The sequence below is a fragment of the Streptomyces gottesmaniae genome, from assembly GCF_031845845.1.
GTDB classification, from domain to species: Bacteria; Actinomycetota; Actinomycetes; order Streptomycetales; family Streptomycetaceae; genus Streptomyces; species Streptomyces akebiae.
The window spans coordinates 15,509-36,271 of the sequence record NZ_JAVRFJ010000061.1; the positions used below are offsets into that span (position 1 = coordinate 15,509).

The 20,763-nt window shown below is 70.7% G+C and carries 14 protein-coding genes; 7 read left to right on the plus strand and 7 right to left on the minus strand.

The annotated features are described in order from the left end of the window. Positions 1 to 12 precede the first annotated feature (12 nt). The 7 genes from RM704_RS42020 to RM704_RS42050 all read right to left on the minus strand — a co-directional run bounded on the left by RM704_RS42020 (position 13) and on the right by RM704_RS42050 (position 11,627). Entirely contained in the window at positions 13 to 1,602 is a 1,590-nt protein-coding gene (locus RM704_RS42020; RefSeq protein WP_033531505.1) for a carboxylesterase/lipase family protein, read from the minus strand. 132 nt (positions 1,603 to 1,734) lie between these two features. Beyond that, complete coding sequence (locus RM704_RS42025; protein ID WP_033531506.1) at positions 1,735 to 2,988, minus strand: alginate lyase family protein; 1,254 nt, start codon at positions 2,986 to 2,988, stop codon at positions 1,735 to 1,737. Positions 2,989 to 3,043: 55 nt separating this feature from the next. Further along, positions 3,044 to 6,397, minus strand: coding sequence for an alginate lyase family protein (locus RM704_RS42030; RefSeq protein WP_033531507.1), 3,354 nt, complete (start codon positions 6,395 to 6,397; stop codon positions 3,044 to 3,046). A gap of 17 nt (positions 6,398 to 6,414) precedes the next feature. Then, positions 6,415 to 8,229 carry a putative Ig domain-containing protein gene (locus RM704_RS42035; protein WP_033531508.1) on the minus strand — a complete coding sequence of 605 codons (1,815 nt, stop codon included), beginning with the start codon at positions 8,227 to 8,229 and terminating at the stop codon, positions 6,415 to 6,417. A 67-nt stretch (positions 8,230 to 8,296) separates the two neighbouring features. Continuing rightward, the gene (locus tag RM704_RS42040) at positions 8,297 to 9,115 is read right to left on the minus strand and encodes a carbohydrate ABC transporter permease (RefSeq protein ID WP_033531531.1); all 819 of its coding nucleotides are present in this window, start codon (positions 9,113 to 9,115) and stop codon (positions 8,297 to 8,299) included. Positions 9,116 to 9,270: 155 nt separating this feature from the next. Beyond that, positions 9,271 to 10,281 carry a carbohydrate ABC transporter permease gene (locus tag RM704_RS42045; RefSeq protein WP_078937442.1) on the minus strand — a complete coding sequence of 337 codons (1,011 nt, stop codon included), beginning with the start codon at positions 10,279 to 10,281 and terminating at the stop codon, positions 9,271 to 9,273. Continuing rightward, positions 10,278 to 11,627: an extracellular solute-binding protein gene (locus RM704_RS42050; protein WP_033531509.1), complete on the minus strand. Its 1,350-nt coding sequence runs from the start codon at positions 11,625 to 11,627 to the stop codon at positions 10,278 to 10,280. The genes RM704_RS42045 and RM704_RS42050 overlap by 4 nt, the downstream gene beginning before the upstream one ends. Before the next feature lie 646 nt (positions 11,628 to 12,273). Here RM704_RS42050 and RM704_RS42055 point away from each other — a divergent pair. The 7 genes from RM704_RS42055 (at position 12,274) to RM704_RS42085 (ending at position 20,578) form a co-directional block, all read left to right on the plus strand. Further along, on the plus strand, positions 12,274 to 13,287 hold the full coding sequence (locus tag RM704_RS42055) for a hydroxyacid dehydrogenase (RefSeq protein WP_192829828.1): 1,014 nt from the start codon (positions 12,274 to 12,276) through the stop codon (positions 13,285 to 13,287). Positions 13,288 to 13,373: 86 nt separating this feature from the next. After that, complete coding sequence (locus RM704_RS42060; RefSeq protein ID WP_052146471.1) at positions 13,374 to 14,486, plus strand: LacI family DNA-binding transcriptional regulator; 1,113 nt, start codon at positions 13,374 to 13,376, stop codon at positions 14,484 to 14,486. A 330-nt stretch (positions 14,487 to 14,816) separates the two neighbouring features. Then, positions 14,817 to 16,157: an ABC transporter substrate-binding protein gene (locus RM704_RS42065; RefSeq protein ID WP_033531510.1), complete on the plus strand. Its 1,341-nt coding sequence runs from the start codon at positions 14,817 to 14,819 to the stop codon at positions 16,155 to 16,157. 11 nt (positions 16,158 to 16,168) lie between these two features. Further along, positions 16,169 to 17,053, plus strand: a complete 885-nt coding sequence (locus tag RM704_RS42070) for a carbohydrate ABC transporter permease (protein ID WP_033531511.1) — start codon at positions 16,169 to 16,171, stop codon at positions 17,051 to 17,053. Further along, complete coding sequence (locus RM704_RS42075; protein ID WP_033531512.1) at positions 17,053 to 17,994, plus strand: carbohydrate ABC transporter permease; 942 nt, start codon at positions 17,053 to 17,055, stop codon at positions 17,992 to 17,994. The genes RM704_RS42070 and RM704_RS42075 overlap by 1 nt, the downstream gene beginning before the upstream one ends. Before the next feature lie 20 nt (positions 17,995 to 18,014). Continuing rightward, positions 18,015 to 19,649 carry a glycoside hydrolase family 43 protein gene (locus RM704_RS42080; protein WP_033531535.1) on the plus strand — a complete coding sequence of 545 codons (1,635 nt, stop codon included), beginning with the start codon at positions 18,015 to 18,017 and terminating at the stop codon, positions 19,647 to 19,649. A gap of 185 nt (positions 19,650 to 19,834) precedes the next feature. After that, positions 19,835 to 20,578, plus strand: a complete 744-nt coding sequence (locus RM704_RS42085) for a DUF4839 domain-containing protein (protein ID WP_033531513.1) — start codon at positions 19,835 to 19,837, stop codon at positions 20,576 to 20,578. The last annotated feature ends 185 nt before the right edge of the window (positions 20,579 to 20,763 follow it).

Here is a 20,763-nt window from a genome sequence, read left to right on the forward strand (position 1 = left end):
GGACAGCGGGCCTCAAGGACTCCGGCGGAAGCGGCGCAGCGCCGGCAGCGGGCCTCCGCCGGAGGTGACGAAGGTGCCGCCGCCCTGGACCCTGCGCGGTCGCCGCGCGTCCGCGGCCCACAGGGCGAGTTCGGGGTCGTAGGGGCCGAAGGCGAGGGGCTCGTCGTCCGGGGAGTCGAAGACGCGGACCGGATGGGTGTGGTCCCACACCGGCCAGCCGGGGGTGCCCTCCGCCACGAAGCCGACCCAGGCGGAGTGCAGGGCGGTGGCCAGGTCGCGTGGGGGGTGTTCGCCGGCGAGCTTGGCGGAGGCGGAGGTGTCGCCGGTGTCGAAGACGAAGCCGAGTTCGAGGGCGTGGCAGGAACCGAGGGCCGGGAGGCCGGAGGACCAGGCGAACTCGTAGAGGTAGGACCGGGCCTGGTCGACGCGGGCGTCCGCCACCCGGTGCAGGGGGACCCGCAGGAGGTGGTCGGTGACGAGTCGGCCGACCAGGTCGGCGACGCCCTTGTCCGGGTGGAGTTCGCGGTAGGCGCGCGGGATCTCGGGGCCGCAGTGGCAGCGGGCGCGGGCGCCGGCCAGTGCGACCGTGCCGAGGCGGTCGACGCGTTCCTGGAGGCCGCCGGGGACGAGCCAGAGCCGGTGCTCGTCGCGGGTCCAGCCCATGAGGAGGTCGATCCCCGGAGCCGCGCCGTGCTCGGTCAGCGCCTCCAGCGGGTCGGTGGGCAGCAGGTCGCCGTCGACGACGATGCCGAAGGCGGGGCCGCCGAGCACCGGGCTGCTGAGCCGGCCGACCTCGGCCTGCGCCTCGGCGAGCGCGGACCGGTCCACGGCGGCGAAGGCCTCTGCGGTCGCCGGGACCTTGAGCCTGTTCGCCATCCGGCGGACCATACGGCGCACCTTGTCCCGGTCCAGCGCCTCCGGCGGCCCGCTCTGCAGCACGGCCCGCCGGAACAGGCCCCGGGCGCGGGGCATGGCCAGCAGCGCGCCGACGCTGATGGCGCCGGCCGACTGGCCGGCCAGGGTCACCCGGTCCGGATCACCGCCGAACCCCGCGATCGACTCCCGTACCCACTCCAGCGCGGCCAGCTGGTCACGCAGCCCGAGGTTGGGCGGGGCGTCCGGGAAGAGGCCGTAACCCTCCACGCCCAGACGGTAGTTGAGGGAGACCAGCACCACCCCGTCACGGGCGAAGGCGGCACCGTCGTAGACCGGGACCGCCGAGGAGCCCCGGGTGAGGGCGCCGCCGTGGATCCAGACCATGACCGGAAGCCGGGCCCCGTGACCCGGCTCCGGCGTCCACACGTTCAGGTTGAGGCAGTCGTCGCCCGGGACGACGGGGTCCGACAGATAGCGGGCGAACGCCTCCGAGTACGGCGGTTTCGGAGGCGTCGGCCCGAAGGCGACGGCGTCCCGCACCCCCGACCAGGGCTCCGGCGGGGAGGGCGGGCGGAACCGGCGGGGGCCGAAGGGCGGGGCCGCGTACGGGATGCCCCGGAACACGGCGATCCGGTCCCCGTGGCCGTCCCCGTCCCCGTACTCGTACGTGCCGCGTACGTCCCCGTAGGGCGTCCTGACCACGGGGTCCCGCCGGTCTGCCGTCATCCGCGCACCAGCTCCTCACGCCGCCCGCTCGTGAACCGTCGTCCACCTCAGAGCACCACATCCCTTCGCGGTATTCCGGTCGTGCGGGGTCCCGGGCGGCCGTTCGGGCGACGGGGCCGTTCCGGGACCTGACTACTTGGCGTACATCAGGGTGCCGAAGCCCAGCTGGTCGTAGCCGCCGCTGTTGGGGCCGTAGTCCCCGCCGCCGCCCTCGGGGCGGACGCTCTCCGCCATGCGGGTGATGTACGGGACGGACAGGCCCCGCCGCCGCGCGTAGTGGTAGTGGAGGAGGTCCCACACGGGGCGGAGCTGGCCCCGGCCGCTGGACGAGATCACGGTGTGGGTCTGCTGGGCGCAGTTCTGGCCGGTGCCCCAGGTGTAGGCGGTGAAGGGCACGTCCTCGCCGAGGTTGTACTTGGCGACGTACTGGGCGGCCTTCATGAACCGGTTGTTGTCGTAGCCGTAGAGGTCCTCGCCCTGGGACCAGGCCATCTCGCAGAAGGCTCCCATCTGGCCCATGCCCATCATCGTGTGCCCCTGGTCGCGGCCGGACTCCTGCCACTGGGCGAGGCCCTGGCTGTCGTACAGGAACGGCACGGCCCTGCGGATCGCGCCGTTGCCCGCGCCGTTCTTGAAGTAGTTCACGGCCTGGTCGTACTTGGCGCCGTCGTCGCACAGGATCCCGATCGCGAGGATCGAGTTCATGGTGCACAGGTCCCAGTTGGCCCAGTAGTTGGTGACGCAGGCGTCGTTGTGGTTGTTCAGGAACTGGTTGTTGAGCGGGTAGAAGACGTTGAGCATCATCGTCTTGAACCGCTCCAGGTCGAACCCGCCGTAGCCGCGCATCAGCTCGGCGACGTTCGCGAACTGGTAGCCGTAGATCCCGGCGGCCAGGAACCGGTCCGCGTTGCCGGTGACGGTGGTGAGCGTCGACGACCAGGCGTTGAGGATGCGGACGGCCGCGTCGCCGTGGGCGGTGGTGCCGGCGATCTTCCAGCGCAGCGCGTTCTGGTAGGCGGCGTGGATGTCGTTGTAGAGGATGCCGTAGTTCTCGCCGGTGCCGCCGCGGATGACGGTGGCCTGCGGCCTGGCCGTCCAGGTGCTCGCGGAGTGGGAGTTGGCGGTCAGCCGGTTCCAGCCGGACAGCCACGGGTCGTCCCCGGCGGCCACCCGCACCTTGGCGCGGTTGAGTTCGCCGTAGGCGTGCAGCATGCCGGGATGGGTGAAGGCGGCCGGGGCCGCCTCCGCCGTCGTCGCTACGGAGGAGGCGGCGCCCAGCGCGAGGGCGGCGGTGAGACCACCGGCGGTCCGCAGCAGACCTCTGCGGCTCAACTCGCCCTCGGGGGCGGGCCCTTCGGGGCTCGTGTGGGGGGAAGTGCGGCTCATTGCTTGTCTCCATTCCATGGAGGAGCCTCGCGGGCCCCGAGGGACCCGCCAGGCACTAGAGGGGGGTGATGCTCACCTCGCTGAATCGCGCGGTGACGTGGGCCAGGGGGTCGCGGGAGCAGACCACCAGGCCCACGTGGTAGGGGGCGTCACCGAAGCCGGGGATCTCTCCGTCGGCGAGGGGGGTGAAGGTGACTCCTCCGTCTGTGGACACCGCCGCGGAGAACGCGGTCCCGACGCGTCTCAACCGCAGCAGGCAGGGGGCGGCGACGGTGGCACCGCCCGTGAACGTCGACCGCCCGGCCACGGTCGTCCGGAGCATCAGCTGGGCGCTCGTCCCGCCGCTGACGATCGCCCCGGCCGCCTGGTCGAACGGTGACAGCGACTTGGCCATCACCAACCCGACCCGGTCGGCGACGGCGCCGGTACGGGAGACCAGCCGGGCGGTGGCCTCGCAGTCGCCGGTGACCGGCCGTCGCACGAACTGCCCTGTCATGCCCTGGTTGTTGACGGACAGGTCGACGCCGGCGCCCCGTACGACGAAGGTCCCGTCCTCCTCGTACGCCGTATGGCCGGGGGTACGGATCGCGACCACGCCCAGGGTCCCGAAGGCGCGCTCGTCGAGGACGACGTCGCCGAGGTCGCCGTACGACCAGGGGGCGGGCGGCGGTGTACCGACGGTCAGGGTGAGCGTGCCGGAGGCCTCGCCCGCGGCGTTGCCCGCGGTGGTGGTGACGGTGAACTCGCCGGTCCGGGTGGGGGTTCCGGAGATCAGACCACTGCGTTCGTCGACGCGGAGGCCCTCGGGGAGTCCGCTCGCGCCGAAGCGTACGGGGGTGTGCGAGGCCCGGATCAGGTACTGGAAGGGGACGCCCCGGCCGGCGAACGCCTTGGGGGCGGAGGTGAGTCGAGGCGCGGTGGGGGACGGCATCCGCGCGGAGGCCGGCTCCGAACGGGGGCCCTGTCCGGCCTCGTTGGTCTTCGTGACGACGTAGTGGTACGTCGTGCCGGGGGTGCCGGTGGCGTCCGTGTACCGGAGGCGGGCGCCGAAGCCGACCGGGGCGACCCCGCTCGCGATCGTCCGGTAGGTGCCGTCGACGGCGGTGGCGCGCCGCACCCGGTAGCGGGCGGAGAGGTCGGGATCGGTCCAGGTCAGTTCGACCGCGTCGGCCCCGGTGGTGGCCCTGAGGTCGGTGACCTGTCGTACGGGGCGGGCCACCGACCAGACCTCTTCCCCGGCGGCGGAGGTCACGGTGACGTTGTCGAAGGCGCCGGTGCCGGAGTCGGCGTACTCCTCGTCCACACCCAGACAGGACGTGAGGACCAGTCCGGCGTGCACGGTCCGCCCCAGGTCGACCTCGGAGCTGCCGACCTCGGTCCACCGGACGCCGTCCGGCGAGATCTCCCCGGTGCAGCGGCGGCCTTTCCGGGTCACCCGCACCCAGTACGGTGCCCGCAGCCGGTAGCCGTCGCCCGCGCCCTCGACGTACGGGGCTTCCAGCGGGGTCGCCGACTCCGGGAGCGCGCCCAGGCCGGAGATCGGGAACGCGGCGGCCGTGGTGATGGCCTGCTGCTGGGCGGGCGGCACGGGTGTGCTGCCGGTCGCCGAGAGGTCGGCCCCGGCCGCCTTCCGGACGGTCCACACGCCGCTCCAGGTGTGCAGCGGGAGACCCTGGATCAGCATCGAGGCGTGCGCGGCGTCCGCGTCGAGGGCGTCGTGGAGGGTGACGCCGATCTTGGAGTACTGGGAGCTGAGCGGCCACACGATCCGGGCGGTGACCGTGCCGTCGCCCCGCAGCGGCAGATGGGCCAGGTGGTACGTGTCCGCCGTACCGCTGGCCCGGAGCACGAACCGCTCGCCGTCGAACAGGGCCGAACCCGGGATCCGCACCGTCCCCAGATCCTGGGCGCCCCAGGGCCCGGGGAGGCCCGCGGAGGCGGCGGCGGGGCTGGAACCACCGCTGTCGCCACGTGAGTTGGAGGCGGCGACGGTGTAGTAGTACGTCCGTCCCCGGCGCACCTCCGCGTCGGTGTACGTCGGCTCGTCGAGGCCGGTGGCGACCTCCTCGTACGGGCCCTCGGGGCGGGTGGAGCGCCGGACGGTGTACCCGGTGGCCCAGGCCGACGGCAGCCAGGCCACGGTCACGGCGTCGGGGGCGCCCACCGCCGTGACCCCGGCCGGGGGCTCCGGTGCGGGTGTCGACGCGGGGGCCGTGGCCCCCGCGTAGGCGAAGGTGCCGAAGCTCGGGAGGTCGTCGTTGGTGCCCTCGACGAAGCGGGCGCCCCCCGTGCCCCGGAAGACCGCCGCCTTCGTCGCGGGGGTGTCGAGGCCGCGCACCCCGGCGTAGTGGGCGAGGTACATCTCGTAGACCGGCGGGAGATTGCCGCGGCCGACGGCCGAGACGGTCTTCTTGATGTACTTGCCGGTGCGGTCCAGGTCGGGGGTGAAGGGGACGTCGCCGCCGAGGTTGTAGCGGGCGGCGTACTCGGCGTTCGCCAGGAGACGGTTGCCGTCGAAGCCCCACAGGTCCACGCCCTGGTTCCAGGCCACCTGCGCCGCGTCGCCCATCAGGCCGACCGCGAGCTGCTCGTGCCCCTGGTCGCGGCCGGACTCCTGGCCCTGGCCGGCGGCCGTGACGATCCGACCGCGGACGCTGCCGTTGCCGGCGCCCGCCGCGGCGAACCGCAGCGCGTCCTCGAAGAGGACGGGTTCCTCGCAGAACACGCCGATGGCCAGGACGGTCTGCAGGGCCGTCAGGTCCCAGTTGCCGTTGGCGTAGAGCATGTAGCCGGAGACCGCCGGGTACCAGACGTCGAGGAACGACCGCTCGCAGCGGGCGATGTCCGCCTCCGCCCAGCCGTCGTACCCGGTGTGCCGCAGCAGCTCGGCGGCGTTGACGAACTTGAAGGCCTGCAGTCCCGCGCCGAGCGGACCGTCGGCGCCCGTGATCATGGTGAGCGAGGAGGACCAGGCGTCGAGGATGTCCCGCGCCTTGTCGGCGTGGGCCCGCTCGCCCGTCACGCACCACATCAGCGCGTTCTGGTACGCGGCGGCGGAGTCGGCGACGGCCTGGCTCATGAAGTTGGTGGGGCCGCGCCCCCAGGAGGTGATCTGCCCCGTGTTCTGCACGGTGTACGTCGCCTTGGACCGGGCGTGGGCCGCGAGGACGAGATAGCCCTCGTGGATCGGCGACTCCTTCGCCGCGACCGCGCGCTTCAGCCGGTCCAGGTCGGCCGCGCTGTGCAGGAGGCCCGGGTGGCTGAAGGTGCGGGTCGCCTCGGCGGAGCCCGCCCACGCGGCAGAGGCCGAGGCGGCGGAGGCGGCGGAGGCGGCCGACAGGATTCCGGCGCCGGCCGCGGCCGTGAAGGTGGCCGCGCCGAGGAACGACCTTCTGCTGAGGGGAAGCACGGATGTCTCTCCTGGTCCTACGGGTGCCGCACGGTGAGCGTGAGGGACTGGGTGGCCGTGCCGGCGCTGTTGGTGGCCGACACGGTGACCGTCCAGGAGCCGGGGCGGAACGGGACACCGGAGATCAGGCCCGTCCTCGTGTCGAACGACAGACCCCCGGGCAGTCCCTCGGCGGCGAACGACGTGGGCAGCCCGCTCGCGGTGACCAGGTGGTTGAAGACCCGCTTGGCGATGGCCGTGACCTCGCCCGCGCTGGTGATCTCCGGCGCGGTGGTGGCGGCCGCCGTGTCGGCGTCGAGGAAGCGGAGGTTCTTGACGTGCTCGTTGGCGAACATCGGGACCATGTCGGTCGTCAGGTACCAGCCGGGCTTCTTCATCTTGTCGTGCACGACCGTGCCGTTGACCGACAGGTTCTGGAAGGTCAGGTTCTTGATCGGGCGGTCCGCGTCGTAGCCGGTCAGGATCGCCATGGAGGCGTGCGTGCCGTGGTAGGTCAGGTTGCGGACGTACACGTCCTCGATGCCGCGTCCCGGGGAGGCGTTGTACCGGTTGGCCATCACCCGCATGTTGAGCAACTGGCCCCAGGTGAAGTCCTCCACGCGGACGTCCTGGATACGGACGTTGCGGATGAGGTTGCTGTCGCCGGGGTTGAGGGCGAAACAGCCCTGGTAGAGGACCTGGGGCTCGCGGTGCTGGAGCACGTCGATGCCGCTGAAGACGATGTTCTCGATGGTCTCGGGCTTCTCGGGGTTGCCGTGGGTGCCCATGTTGACGGGGTGGGCGACATCGGCCCAGAGGGTGGAGTCGCGGACGGTGATGTTGCGGCAGTCGCCGTAGTAGTCCCAGCGGTGGGCGTAGATGGCGATGCAGTCGTCGCTGTTGCGCATGAAGACGCCCTCGATGAGCACGTCCTCGCTGCTGAAGACGTCGATGCCGTCGCCCCACTGGCCGAAGCTGTAGGAGTGCAGGTTGCGGACGGTGACCTGCTGCGACTGGCCGATGGTGCAGGAGTAGCCGGTCTTGGGGTTGAGGGCGAGGATGCCGTCGATCTCGATGTTCTTGGAGAAGGCGACCAGCGTGGCGGCGTCCGAGTCGTAGATGATGCCCCGGCCGAGCAGCCGGGCGTTCTCCACGTGGCTGAACTCCACGCGGGCCTTGAGGACCGCGCCGCCGGCCAGGTACACGGTCTTGCCGCTGGGCACCTTGACCACGTTGTCGGGGACGGTGTGGATGCCGGGTCCGAAGTAGATGACGTCCGGGTCGTCCTCCTCGGGCCGCCACCTCTCGATCGGGTTGGCGTGCAGTTGGAGGTTGTCGTAGAGGTCGAAGGCGTCTCCGTCGGCGTCGCCGAGTTCGATGGAGAGGTTGCGCGGCTCGGTGAGGCTGAAGGTGACGGTGTCCCCGCTCACCTCGTGGGCGATGTCGTACGACAGGGGGCGGATCCGCGCGGAGGCGATGGCGCCCTTGGAGGAGGTGACCTGGACCTCCACGGTGCCGCGGAAGTCGAGGTTGGCCACCGAGGAGCTGCGGACGACGCCCGCGCCGGTCTTCTCGTTGATGGTCTTGGTGCGCGCCCGGATGACGGGCACCGGCTGCCACTCGCCGTCCGGCGTACGGGCCTTGACCGAGAAGCTGGTGTTCAGGGGCAGCCCGGTCGGGACGGGGTGCACCACCAGCCGGTCGGTTCTCGGTCCGTCGGCCGCGCCGGCGGTGGCGGTGTCCGCGCTCGCGGTGCCGGTGGCCGTTCCGAGCAGGGTGTACGCCGCGGCCGCGGCGCCGGCGGTCTGGAGGAGGGTGCGTCGGGACAGACCCGGGCCCTGGGTTTCGTTCATGGCAACGTCCTTGTGTGCGAGGGGAGTCGAGGGGTTCGGTGGGCGACTGCGGTGCCGGGGGCGGGACCTACTTCAGTCCGGAGGTGGACGTCCCGGCGATGAAGCCGCGTTGGGCGACGAGGAAGATCAGCAGGATGGGGACGACGTACATCACCGAGGCGGCGGCCTGGAGGTGGGTGACGGGCGTGCCGGCGGAGGTGACGTAGGTGGACATCACGGCGACCGCGAGGGTGGAACGGTCCGTGGACAGCAGGAGCTGGGGTGCGATGTAGTCGCCCCAGGTCCAGGTGAAGGCGATCACGAAGCTGGCGGAGAGCACCGGCCAGGACTGCGGCAGGAAGATCCGCCAGAAGATCGTGGCGTAGCCGCAGCCGTCGACGATCGCGGCCTCCTCCAGCTCCCGGGGCAGCCCGGCGAAGAACTGCCGGAAGAGGAAGACGAGGTACGGCGCCGCCGCGAGGCCCCACAGCACCCAGGGCCAGTAGGTGTCGACCATGCCGAGCCGGGCGAAGATCAGGTAGGTCGGCAGCAGCGTGATCATCTGGGGCAGCATCATCGAGCCGAGCAGCACGCCGAACAGCGTCTTCTTCCCGGGTGCGTCCAGACGGGCGAAGCCGTAGCCGACCCAGGCCGAGCTCAGGGTGACCAGGCTGGCGTAGAGGAAGGCGATGATCAGGGAGTTGCGGGCGTAGCCGAGGAAGTCGACCAGGTGGAACGCGTCGGCGAAGTTGTGCCACTGGAAGTCCGCGGGCAGCCAGTGCACCGGCGCCGCGGCCGTCTCGGCGGAGGTCTTCAGCCCGGTGAGGACCAGCCAGCCGAAGGGGCCGAGGAACAGCCCGGTGACGACGACGAGCACGGTGTAGAGAACGAGCCGGCCGGTACGCAGCCGTACGGCGACCGGTGGGGAGCCGCCCGGGGAGCCGGACGGGCGGGGGGACCGGCCGGTGGCAGCGGTGCCGCGCACGACGGCGGAACCGGAGGTGCGGGCGGAATCCGAGGTGCCGGGAGTGTCGGAGGTGCCGGCGGTGTCGCTGGTGACGGTCACTTCTTCGCCTCCGGATCGACGTTGTAGAACACCACGCCCGACGTGAACCGGAAGATGAGACCGGTGACGACGAGGATCAGGACGAAGAGCACCCACAGCAGCGCGGAGGCGTAGCCGTAGCGGCCGAGCGCGAAGTACTCGGCGAACACATGCATCATGTACATGTAGGTGGACTGCGGGATCGCGGTGACGCCGCCCGTGGTGGGCTCGGCGGCCAGCAGCAGCGGCATGATGGTCTGCACCGAGGCGATCACCCCGGTCACCGTCTGGAACAGCAGCACCGGCGACAGCAGCGGCACGGTGACACTGCGGAAGGTCCGCCAGGCACTCGCCCCGTCGATCCGGGCCGCTTCGTGGAGTTCACGGGGCACGTCCTGGAGCCCGGCCAGCGAGATGATCATGACGTTGCCCGCGGTCCACAGCACCGTCATCAGCAGGACGTAGCGGGCGTACGGATCCGCGAGCCAGCCGAGGGCGTCGATGCCGAAGATGTTCAGCACCCCGTTGGCCGCGCCGGAGTTCTGGTCGAAGAGCGACTTGAAGGCGAGGCCGGCGCCCACCGGCGGTACGACGGCCGGCAGATAGAGCAGGGTGCGGAACAGCGCCCGTGCTCGGAGCGGCCGGTTGATCAGGACGGCGAGCCCGAGTCCGGCGACGATCGACAGCGGCACCGAGGTCAGCGCGAACAGCCCGGCACGGCCGAGGGCGTCCCACGTCACCGGGTCGGCGAACAGCTCTCGGTAGTTGGCGAGCCCGATGAACCGCCAGTGCGGCGAGATCCCGTCGTAGGTGGTGAGGCTCAGCCACAGCGCGTACGCCATCGGGACGATCGTGAGCAGCAGGAAACCGACGATCCAGGGCGCGGCGAACATGTAGAACGCCCGGTGCCTGCGGGTGGACATCGAGGTGGGCGGCCGGTTCCCGGCCGACCGGGCGGCGGCCGCCGGTGCCACCCGGACGCCGGTCACCCCGCGCGTCGCCGCGGAGGGTGTCCCCTCGGCCCTCATCCGACCTGCTCCTTCCCGCGGTCGAGCTGTTCGTTGACGGTGGAGTTGAGGCGCCCGGCGAGGGTGTCGACGGAGATCTCGCCCTTCATCGCCGCCGGTGCCACCTGGTTGAAGAGGGCCTTGAAGCCCTCCGCCGTGATGTAGGGGGTGAAGGAGATCACCGAGAAGTGCTGCAACTCGGCCTCCTGTGCCGCCAGCACCCGGCGCTGGTGGTCGTGTTCGGCCGGCATCAGCGGCCGCAGCGACTTCAGGCTCGGGATGCCCCAGCCGCCGCCCGCGCGGGCCTTGGCCGGTGCCTCGCCGAAGAACCACTCGAAGACCCGCCAGGCGGCGTCCTTGTTCCGTGCCTTCCTCGGCATCCAGAAACCGGTGCCGCCCTGGCAGGGGCTGACCCGGGCGCCGCCCGCGAAGACCGGGGCGGGAGCCAGCCGGGACACCTTCGCCAGTTTCTCGTCGGTGTTGATCATCCCGCCGAGCCAGTAGCCGCTGTTGCTCATGGCCATGCGGCCCGCCTGGTAGGTGGGCCCGTCCCAGGCGTTGGGGTCGGGCTGGATCGCGCTCGGGCCCACCCTGGTCCGGCAGTAGTCGATGTACCAGCCCAGTGCCCTACGGGCCTCCGGGGTGGTGAAGTCGATCCGGGCGAGGTCGTCGTCGAAGAGGCTGCCACCGGCGGCCGCCGTCAGGGTCGAGAGGTTGGTGGCCTCGTACAGACCGTTGTAGCTGCCGCCGAAGACGATGGTCTGACCGTTCCTCCGCCGGGTGAGCCGCTCGGCCCGGTCCAGCCACTCCTCGTACGTGACCGGCTCGGACGGGGGTGGGTACGCGATGCCCGCCTCGTCGAAGTGCGCGGTGTTGTACCAGTACATGGAGTCCTGGGAGAAGTCCTTCACCATCCCGTAGCGCGGCCCCTTGCCCTGGGTGCGGCCGTCGTAGCGCCACAGGTCGTTGACCGGGTCGAGGTCGTCGGCCTTCAGCACGGTGCTCGCGGCGAAGTACGGGTCCAGTTCCTCGGCCACGTCACGCGCCGCGTAGTACGGCGTGTCCACGGCGCCCACGCCGCGCACCAGATCGGGTGGGTTCCCGCTGGTCAGCATCGCGATCAGCTTGGTGATGTCGTACCTCACCGTGACGATGCGGATGCCGAGGTCACGCCGGGCCTGCCTGATCAGTTCCGGGGAGATGTCCTCGGCCTTCACCATCAGCGTGACGGTCTCGTCCGAGCCGCCGACACCACCGGCCACGGGGAGCGCACAGCCGTTCAGAGCCGCCCCGCCGGCCGTGACACCGGCCGCCGAGAGGGCGAGGAATCGACGGCGGCTCAGGGGACCACCGGCCTGGGTATGCATGGGCACCTCACCTCCACGAGCAGTGACCACCCCTCGGACAACAACCGGTTTCTACCGGCCGACGGGGCAGAGCTTGTTCCTGACCGCAAACCGCGTCAAGAGGCTCGACCAGTTTTCGAAAACTCCGCGTAACCCCCGGGACATGGCCGGATACCACTCCGAGCGGCGGCGGACCTCGGTGCGACCAGGGCGAATGCGCCGAATCGGCTGCGGTTTCCGGTCACCACGCGAGTCGGGTCACGAGCTCGGACTCCGTCGCCCCGCTGGAACCGGTTGTCGTAGGGCCGAGATCCTGATCCCCTTCCGGAGCCGTATCTCCTCGGCCGTTTCGACAGCCGGCCACATGGCAACCTGGGCCCATGGGGTAATCGATTACGCCAGATCAGGACATCAGCCGCCCCTTCCGTCACGGCGGACACCCCTCGCCCTCTGGGAGCCGACGGAGATCTTCCAACCGCCCAACCCCCGCCCTCTGCCGTAGCCGCACGACCTGCGCCTATGCAGACGGCCTCGGGCGAGCCCCGGAGCGCGACACCCGATCGCGACGATTGACCGTCCGTCGGAACCGGATCTACGGTAGAAGACGTTTTCTGAAACTGTTCCCGCAAGCAGTCCCTGCGTCCACCCCCTGCTCTCCAGGAGAGTCATGCCCAGCGCCCAGTCGACGCGAGCCGTGTTCGCCATGGATCCGGTGCACCTGCCCCTGCTCTTCCCCCCTCCGCTCATGGCACGGCTGCGGGAGGTGGTCGAGATCGATCCCGAGGTCGTGGTGCGGGACTTCACGGATCCGGTGGCCGCCTCCGCGCTGGCCGGCGCCGAGGTGCTGATCACCGGCTGGGGCTGTCCGCACCTCGACACGCGGGTACTGGCGGCGGCGCCCCGGCTGCGTACCGTCCTGCATGCCGCCGGCTCGGTCCGCGCGCTGGTCGGCGAAGCCCTCTGGCAGCGCGGGGTCACCGTCTCCAGCGCGGTGGCCGGCAACGCGCTGCCGGTCGCCGAGTACACGCTGGCGATGATCCTGCTGGCCGGAAAGGACGCCTTCGACCAGCGCGAACGCTTCCGCAGGACCCACACCTACCCCTCCCCCGCCGAGACCGCCGCCATCGGCAACGTCGGCCGACGGGTCGGGGTCATCGGGGCCTCGCGCGTCGGTCGCCGGCTCCTGGAACTCCTGAAGCCGTTCGACTTCGCCGTCTCGCTGTACGACCCCTACGTCGACACGGCGGGGGCCGCCGCACTGGGCGCCGAGCCGTTGGCCCTGGACGACCTGCTGCGCACCAGCGACATCGTCAGCCTGCACGCCCCCGACATCCCCGAGACCTATCGCATGCTCGACCGCGGCAGACTCGCGCTCATCCGGGACGGCGGTGTCCTCATCAACACCTCACGGGGCGCCCTCGTCGACCCCGAGGCGCTCACCGACGAGTTGCTCTCCGGCCGGCTCAGCGCGGTCCTGGACGTGACCGAACCCGAACCGCTGCCTGTCGGTTCCCCGCTCTACCACCTCCCCAACGTCTTCCTCACCCCGCACATCGCGGGCTCCCTCGGCAACGAGCTGGAGCGCCTCGGCCGTACCGTCGTCGAGGAGCTGGAGCGTCTCGCCTCGGGACTGCCACCGGCCCACGAGGTACGGCACACGGATCTGGCCCGGGTCGCCTGACCCGTGCCCCCACGCGTCCCCGCACCTCCCGCACCTCCCGCCGCGGCCGTCCCGCGGGAAGGACACGATGCCGAAGGAGCGGCGCGGTGAGCCGGCGCAAGGCGCCCGGCGAGCCGGGCCGGACGACCATCCGCGACGTGGCCCGACGGGCCGGGGTCTCGGTGGCCAGCGTCTCGCGCGTGCTGTCCGGCACCTACCCGGTCTCGGACGAGCTGCGCCGCAAGGTGCTGACGGTGGTCCGGGAGCTGGACTACGTCACCAACGCCCACGCCAGTTCCCTGGCCGGCGGCGGCACCCCCACCGTGGCCGTCCTGATCAACGACATCACCGGCGCCGCCTTCACCCATGTGGCCAAGGGCGTCGAGAGCGCGGCCTCCCTGCGCGGCTGGCTCACCCTGGTCGGCACCACCGGTGACGATCCGGAGCGCGAACTGGCGCTGCTGCGCCTCATGCGCCGGCAGGGCGTGGCGGCGGTGATCCTGCTGGGCGGCGCCTACGACCACGACGCGTACCAGCTGCGCATGGCCAGGTTCGCCCGTTCGCTCGACGCGGCCGGCTCCCATCTGGTCCTGGTGGGCAGGCCTCCGCTGGAGGGCGAGGTCCCGGCGACCACGGTCGACTACGACAACGAGGGCGGCGCCTACGCCATGGCGAGCCATGTGCTGTCCGCCGGGCACCGCCGGGTTCTGGTGCTGCCGGGTCATGCCGAACTCACCACCGCGCAGGGCCGGTTGCGGGGCGCGCGGCGGGCCTTCGAGACGTACGGGGTGCCGTTCGACCCCGGGCTGGTGCGGCACGGGTACTACGACTACGAGCACGGCTACGGGGCCGTCGAGGAGAGTCTGCGGCAGCGCGAGACGTTCACGGCGGTGCTGGCGGGCACCGACGTGGTCGCCGCCGGGGCCGCCCGGGCGCTGCGGGCCGCAGGGCTGCGGGTTCCCGAGGACGTCTCGGTGGTCGGCTACGACGACATCCCGCTCGCCGGCCAGCTGACACCGCAGCTCACCACCGTGCACGTCCCGTACGAGGAGATGGGCCGTGCCGCCCTGCGCGCGGTGGCCGACCGCCGTCAGGGCGGCGGACGGCGCCGGGGCGGGGACGCCGCCCATCTGGTGCTGGGCACGCATGTGGTCGTACGGCAGTCCGTGGGGCCGCCGGGAGCGGGGGGCGACCACGTCCGCGCGCCCTCCGTTACGTAAACGTTTTCACGCCATCGATCGCCGTGCGCACCCTCCCACCGATGGCCGCACTCTGATCGGCGCGTCTCTGACCTGCGCACTCACCGTAACCCGACGGCCACCGGGCGACGGCTTCCGGCAACCCTGACGACCATCCGGCGTAACAATTTGCCGTCGCGCTCTTGCGTGGAGCCGATCAGGCGACCTACGTTTCACAGCAACCGTTTACTACAACGTTCCGCAGGGGTCCCGAGACCCGAGCTGACGGTCCGCCTCGCTCGCAGTCGCCCCACCGAGCCGCCCCTCGCTCCCCCTTCCGCGATCGTCTACGTCTCGAAGGATGACCGTTCGATGAACTCCAGCAGCCCCCGGAGAAGGTTCGCCCGCATCGCCGTCGCGAGTGTGGCACTGACAGGTCTGCTCGCCGCGTGCGGCGGTTCGGGCTCGGGCGACGACGGCTCGTCGGGAGCCACCGGCCCGGTCACCCTCCCCTTCTGGGGCTGGGCCAACGGCCAGGAAGCCCTCGTCAAGTCGTTCAACGCCGCCCACAAGGACGTCCAGCTCAAGTACACCAAGGTCACCGACCAGCTGACCATGCAGAAGCAGCTCAGCAACGCGGTGAAGGCGGGCAACGCGCCCTGTCTGGTGCAGAACACCGCCGAGTACGTGACGACCTGGGTGTCGCAGGGCGCGCTCGCCGACATCACCGAGTACGTCGGGTCGAGCGCCGACAAGTTCAACGCCGGCGCGTGGGCCGGTGTCCAGGTGCAGGGCAAGGTCTACGGCGTGCCCACCAGCTCGGCGCCCGCGTTCACGATCTACCGCACCGACGTGTTCGAGAAGTACGGCCTGAAGGCCCCGGCCACCTGGGACGACTTCATCGCCGCGGGCAAGGTCCTGAAGAAGCACGGCATCCACATCACCAACTACGCCGGTGAGGACCCGAGCACCCTGGAGGTGCTGGCCATGCAGGCCGGCGCCCACTGGTACGCGATCGACGGCGACTCCTGGAAGGTGAACTTCCAGGACGAGGGCAGCCTCAAGGCGGCCGACGTGATCCAGCAGATCATCGACGGCGACCTCAACTCCAAGCTCTCCTTCGCCGACTACGCGGCCGTGCAGCGCAACTACGACAAGGGCGGCACGGTCACCCGGCAGATCTCCACCTGGCAGATGGCCGGCATGGTGCAGAACTTCACCGACTCCTTCGGCGACTGGGCGCTCACCCCGTGGCCGACGTACAAGGGGGAGGCGGCGAAGACTCCGGCCGGCACCAACCAGAGCGGTGGCATGAACCTGGTCACCGAGCAGTGCGAGCACAAGAAGCAGGCGGCGGAGGCGGCCCTGTGGCTGTCCACGGACCCCGGCGCGGTGAAGTCGATGGCGAGCCCCGAGACCGGCAGCGGTGTGATGCCGGGCCTGGCCGACAGTGACTCGTTCGTCGCCGAGGCGATCTCCGAGAAGCTGCTGGGCGACAACTACGAGCCGGCCAAGAAGATCGTCACGGACAGCCTGGGCACCGTCACCACGGACTGGGTCTACGGCCCGAACTGGACGGCCATGTTCACCGAGTTGCAGAGCGAGTGGGGCAAGGTCGTCGGCAAGGAGCAGAAGGTCACCGACCTGCTCGCCCACATGCAGGAGTGGACGGTCGAGGACCTGAAGTCGCGCGGCATCAACGTCAAGGGCTGAGGCATCCTTCGATGATTCGCTCCCAACGCTGGAAGGGTGCCGCGTTCACGGTGCCCTTCCAGCTCGGATTCGTCTTCCTCTATCTGCTGCCCATCGCCTACGCGGTCTACGAGTCGCTGTTCCAGGAGAAGCGGTCCGGGCTCGGCCTCGGTGGCGCGACCCGGGAGTTCACCGGGTTCGACAACTACCAGCTGGGGCTGACCGACTCGGCGTTCATGGGCTCGATCCTGCGGGTGGTGCTGTTCGCCTGCGTGCAGATCCCCTTCATGCTGTTGATCAGCCTGGTGCTGGCGCTGTTCCTGGACGCGCTCACCGCGAAGGCCGCAGGCCGGTTCCGGATCGTGCTGCTGGTCCCCTACATGATCCCCGGTGTCGTCGCGGCGATCGTGTGGGTCAACCTGTACAGCCCGGCCGTGGGCCCGCTGACCCCGATGGGCGACTTCCTCGGGTTCGACTGGAACTTCTTCGCGCCCTCCATGGTGTGGCCGTCCATCGGCAATCTGCTCACCTGGCACGGCATCGGCTACAACATGGTGATCATCTACTCGGCGCTCCAGGGGGTGCCCCGCGAGTTGTTCGAGGCGGCCCGCCTCGACGGCGCCTCCGAGATGCGGATCGCCCTGAGCATCAAGATCCCGTTCGTGCGCGCGGCGCTGGTGCTGACCGGTCTGCTGTCGATCATCCAGATGCTGCAGCTCTTCAACGAGCCGGCGCTGTTCCGGAACATCACCCCCGAGACCGTCGACGGCAGCTTCACCCCCATCATGATCATCTACAACCAGGCGTTCAACGCGGGCAACTACCAGTACGCCGCCGCCCTGTCGGTGCTCCTCGCCCTGATCCTCGGCGTCGCCTCCCTCCTCTTCTACCGGCTGACCTCGAAGGAGGTCGACTGATGGCCACGACCACCGACTCCCCCAGCGCCCCGGCGAAGTCCGCCGAGTCGGGGAGGTCCGGCTCGCCCCCCGTACGGCGGATCGCCGGCCCCGACCCCGCCTCGCGCGGGCGCGGCGGCCAGCGCTTCATCCTGCTCGGCCTGATCCTGGCCAGTGTCTACAGCCTGTTCCCCGTGTGGTGGCTGATCGTCGCCGCCACGAAGGACCAGGTCGGGCTGTACCAGAGCAACGGCCTGTGGTTCTCGGGCATGCACCTCTGGGACAACCTGCACCAGCTGTTCACCTACGAGGACGGCATCTTCCTGCGCTGGACGGCCAACTCGTTCCTGTACGCCGGTGTCGGCTCCCTCGGCGGCACGTTCATCGCCCTGGCAACCGGTTACGGCCTGGCCCGCTTCGACTTCCCCGGCCGGGGCGTGGTCTTCGCGGCCGTGGTGGGCTCCTTCCTGATCCCCATCGCCCTGCTCACGCTTCCGCTGTATCTGATGTTCTCGAAGATCGGCCTGGTCGACACTCCCTGGGCGATGCTGATCCCCTGCCTCATCAACCCCTTCAGCGTGTATCTGGCGAAGGTCTACACCGAGGCGACGATCCCCTTCGAACTGCTGGAGGCGGCGCGCATCGACGGCGCCGGTGAGCTGCGCATCTTCTTCAGCATCGTGCTGCGGATGATGACCACGGGCGGCGCGACGGTCTTCCTGCTGGCCTTCGTCAACACCTGGAACGCCTTCTTCCTGCCCCTCACCGTCCTGCGCGGCGAGGAGAACTGGACCCTCAACCTCGGCCTCTACAACTGGACGGGCAAGCGCGCCGAGTCCGGCATCGACGTGACCAGCCTCGTCCTGACCGGCGCCCTCCTCTCCATCGTCCCGCTGGCGATCATGATGACCGCGATGCGCCGCTACTGGCGGACGGGCGTCACGCTGGGGGCGCTCAAGTGACCGCCGACGCGCGGCGGGCCGTGACCGTGGCCCGCAACCCGGTCATCCGTGGCTTCGCCCCCGACCCCTCCCTGATCAGGGTCGGCGAGTGGTACTACGTGGCGACCAGTTCGTTCGAGTGGTTCCCGACGATCCCCCTGCACCGGTCCAGGGACCTGGCGCACTGGGAGTACGCCGGTCATGTGCGCGGAGCGGCCCCCGGCGGCTCGCTGCGGGGGGTCCCCGACTCGGCGGGCATCTGGGCGCCCTCACTGAGCTGGGACGGCGAGCGTTTCTGGGTGGTCTACACGATCGTGCGGTCGGTCGGCACGCGCTACTTCGACCTCGACACGTACGTCAGTACGGCGACGGCGGTGGGCGGCGAGTGGAGCGCCCCGCGGCGGGTCGCGAGCCATGGCTTCGACCCCGCCCTCTTCCACCACGAGGGCCGGCTCTGGCTCCTCAACATGCAGAGCGACCACCGTCCCGGCGGCCGGCGGTTCGCCGGGATCGTCCTGACCGAGCTGGACCGCTCCACCCTGCGTCCCCTCGGCGACACCCATCTCCTGCTCCAGCACGACCGGTTGATCGAGGGCCCCAAGCTCCTGATCCGCGACGGCTGGTTCTACCTGGTCCTCGCCGAGGGCGGCACCGGGGTCGAACACGGGGTGCGGGTGGCGCGCAGCCGCGCCCTGACCGGACCGTACGAACTCGACGACCTGCCCCTGCTGACGACCCGGGACGACCCGAAGGTGCCGTTGCAGAAGGCCGGGCACGCCGAACTGGTCCGGACGCCGACCGGCGAGTGGTTCCTGAGCCACCTCACCGCCCGCCCCCTGGACACCGCACGCGGCATCCGCTGCACGCTGGGCCGCGAGACCGCCGTCCAGGCGGTGACCTGGGACAGCGAGGGCTGGCCCCGGCTGCGGCAGGGGGGTTGGCATCCGGCGGTGGAGGTGGAGGTACCGGCTGCCGGGGCGCCGACTTCGGGGGCGCCCGACGGGGCGGCGCCCGCCGCGACCCCCGAGACCGTGCGTACCTCGTCCGAAGGACTGCCGACATGGCCCTGGAGCAGTCTGCGGGCCGAACCGGACGCCTCGTGGGTCGACACGACCACCCGCCCCGGCTGGATACGGCTGCGGGGCCGGCAGGGGCCCGAGTCGCTGTGGGACCAGAGCGTGCTGGCACAGCGGATCACCGAGCACCGGGCGGAGGTGGAGGTCACCGTGGAGGCCCGGCCACGCACCTTCGGCGAGGCCGCGGGGCTGACCCTGCGGTACAACACCGACTCCTACCTCAGCCTCGATCTGACCTGGGCCGAGCCCGAGGGCGAACCGCAGCGCGGCCAGCAGTGGCGGGGCGAGGGCCGTACGGTGCTCAGCCTCCTGGAGCGCGACGGGGACGGCGCCCGACAGGTGGCCGTCGTCGAGGTCGAGCCGGGTCGGCCGATCACCCTGGGGGCGAGCGTCGACGGCGCGGAGGCCCGCTTCTGGTACCTCCGCGACGGCCTGCGCACCCCTGTCGGGCCGCCCCTCGACTTCACCCACCTCTCCGACGACTACGGCCCCCGACTGCGCTTCACCGGCACCCTGGCCGGGATCCACGCCCAGGACCTCGTCGCGGCGGAGTTCACGGCGGACTTCAGCGGGTTCCGGTTGGTGTGCGGGGCGGAGTGAGGTGACGGGGCGGGGCGACCGCGAAGTCCCGGCGCGACCGGCCCCGTTCTCCGCCCGGGCAATTTCGTGCGCTGCTCGCCGCCGAGGGCGACGCCGATGACGCCGAGTCCTCACGGAGTCCCCAGGGCCGTAAGCTCGCGGGGCGGTTGGTACGAACGGTTCCATTTCGGGGGGCGCGGAGCGGCATGGCGGACGAGATCAAGTACGAGCACAAGACCGTGCGGACGGTTCGCGGCACCGACGGCCTGGTGGTCTCGAAGATGCGGAAGGACGGCTGGGAGCTTGTGGAGCAGTCCCAGGGCACCCTTCGCTCCGCCCTCCACTTCCGTCGTCCGAAGAAGCCTGTGCCGTGGCTCCTGATCGGCGTGGCGGCCGCCGTCCTCGTTGTCCTGAGCCTCGTCATCGGCGCCGCCTCCGCGCTCGTCGACGGAGGCGAGCAGAGGGACGAGTCGGACGGGTCGACGGCCGCTGCGAGCAGAACGGCTTCCGCCAAGCCGACTCCGACTCCGACTCCGACTCCGACTGGGTCCGAGTCGGCTCCCAACGGTCCGATCACACCTCGCAACGACCCGGAGTTCGCCGCGCTGCTGAAGGCGGACTCCTGCGACGACGTCAACCGGGACTTCGCGACCAGGCACGAGGGCCGGACCATCGCGTTCGACGGCTCGATCGTCGCCATGGCGCCCCACGGCGACTACGACACCCGCTACGACATCCTCCTGGGCCCGGGCGACAAGGGACCGAAGACGACGGTCGGCCCGGCCTTCAAGTACGAGGACGTCAGCGTCTCCGACCTCGGACTGACCGGCAAGAAGATCCCCGCCACCGTCGGCGCGGGCGACATGTTCCGCTTCGTCGCCGACGTGGGCGAATTCGACGCGGACCAGTGCGTCTTCTACCTCGACCCGGTCTCGGCGGAAGTCCGGTAGTCAGGAACTCACCGGGCCCGCCCGTCGCTTGTTCGAGGTTTCGAAAGTTTTGGCTGAGGCGGTCCTCTGAATCCCCGCTTCTTCCCGCCGTGTTGAGTTGGGCTTAACGTAGGAAGCGCTTGCTACGCGGCTCGGGATCCGGCCGTGTGCGGAGCTCTGTTCGAAAATTTCACCGGCCCTCGGGA

Excerpts from the sequence above, each read along its gene's own strand:
- RM704_RS42020 (WP_033531505.1), bottom strand. The coding sequence starts at position 1,602 with ATGACGGCAGACCGGCGGGACCCCGTGGTCAGGACGCCCTACGGGGAC.
- RM704_RS42025 (WP_033531506.1), bottom strand. The coding sequence starts at position 2,988 with ATGAGCCGCACTTCCCCCCACACGAGCCCCGAAGGGCCCGCCCCCGAG.
- RM704_RS42035 (WP_033531508.1), bottom strand. The coding sequence starts at position 8,229 with ATGAACGAAACCCAGGGCCCGGGTCTGTCCCGACGCACCCTCCTCCAG.
- RM704_RS42045 (WP_078937442.1), bottom strand. The coding sequence starts at position 10,281 with ATGAGGGCCGAGGGGACACCCTCCGCGGCGACGCGCGGGGTGACCGGC.
- RM704_RS42050 (WP_033531509.1), bottom strand. The coding sequence starts at position 11,627 with ATGCATACCCAGGCCGGTGGTCCCCTGAGCCGCCGTCGATTCCTCGCC.
- RM704_RS42055 (WP_192829828.1), top strand. The coding sequence starts at position 12,274 with ATGCCCAGCGCCCAGTCGACGCGAGCCGTGTTCGCCATGGATCCGGTG.
- RM704_RS42065 (WP_033531510.1), top strand. The coding sequence starts at position 14,817 with ATGAACTCCAGCAGCCCCCGGAGAAGGTTCGCCCGCATCGCCGTCGCG.
- RM704_RS42070 (WP_033531511.1), top strand. The coding sequence starts at position 16,169 with ATGATTCGCTCCCAACGCTGGAAGGGTGCCGCGTTCACGGTGCCCTTC.
- RM704_RS42075 (WP_033531512.1), top strand. The coding sequence starts at position 17,053 with ATGGCCACGACCACCGACTCCCCCAGCGCCCCGGCGAAGTCCGCCGAG.
- RM704_RS42085 (WP_033531513.1), top strand. The coding sequence starts at position 19,835 with ATGGCGGACGAGATCAAGTACGAGCACAAGACCGTGCGGACGGTTCGC.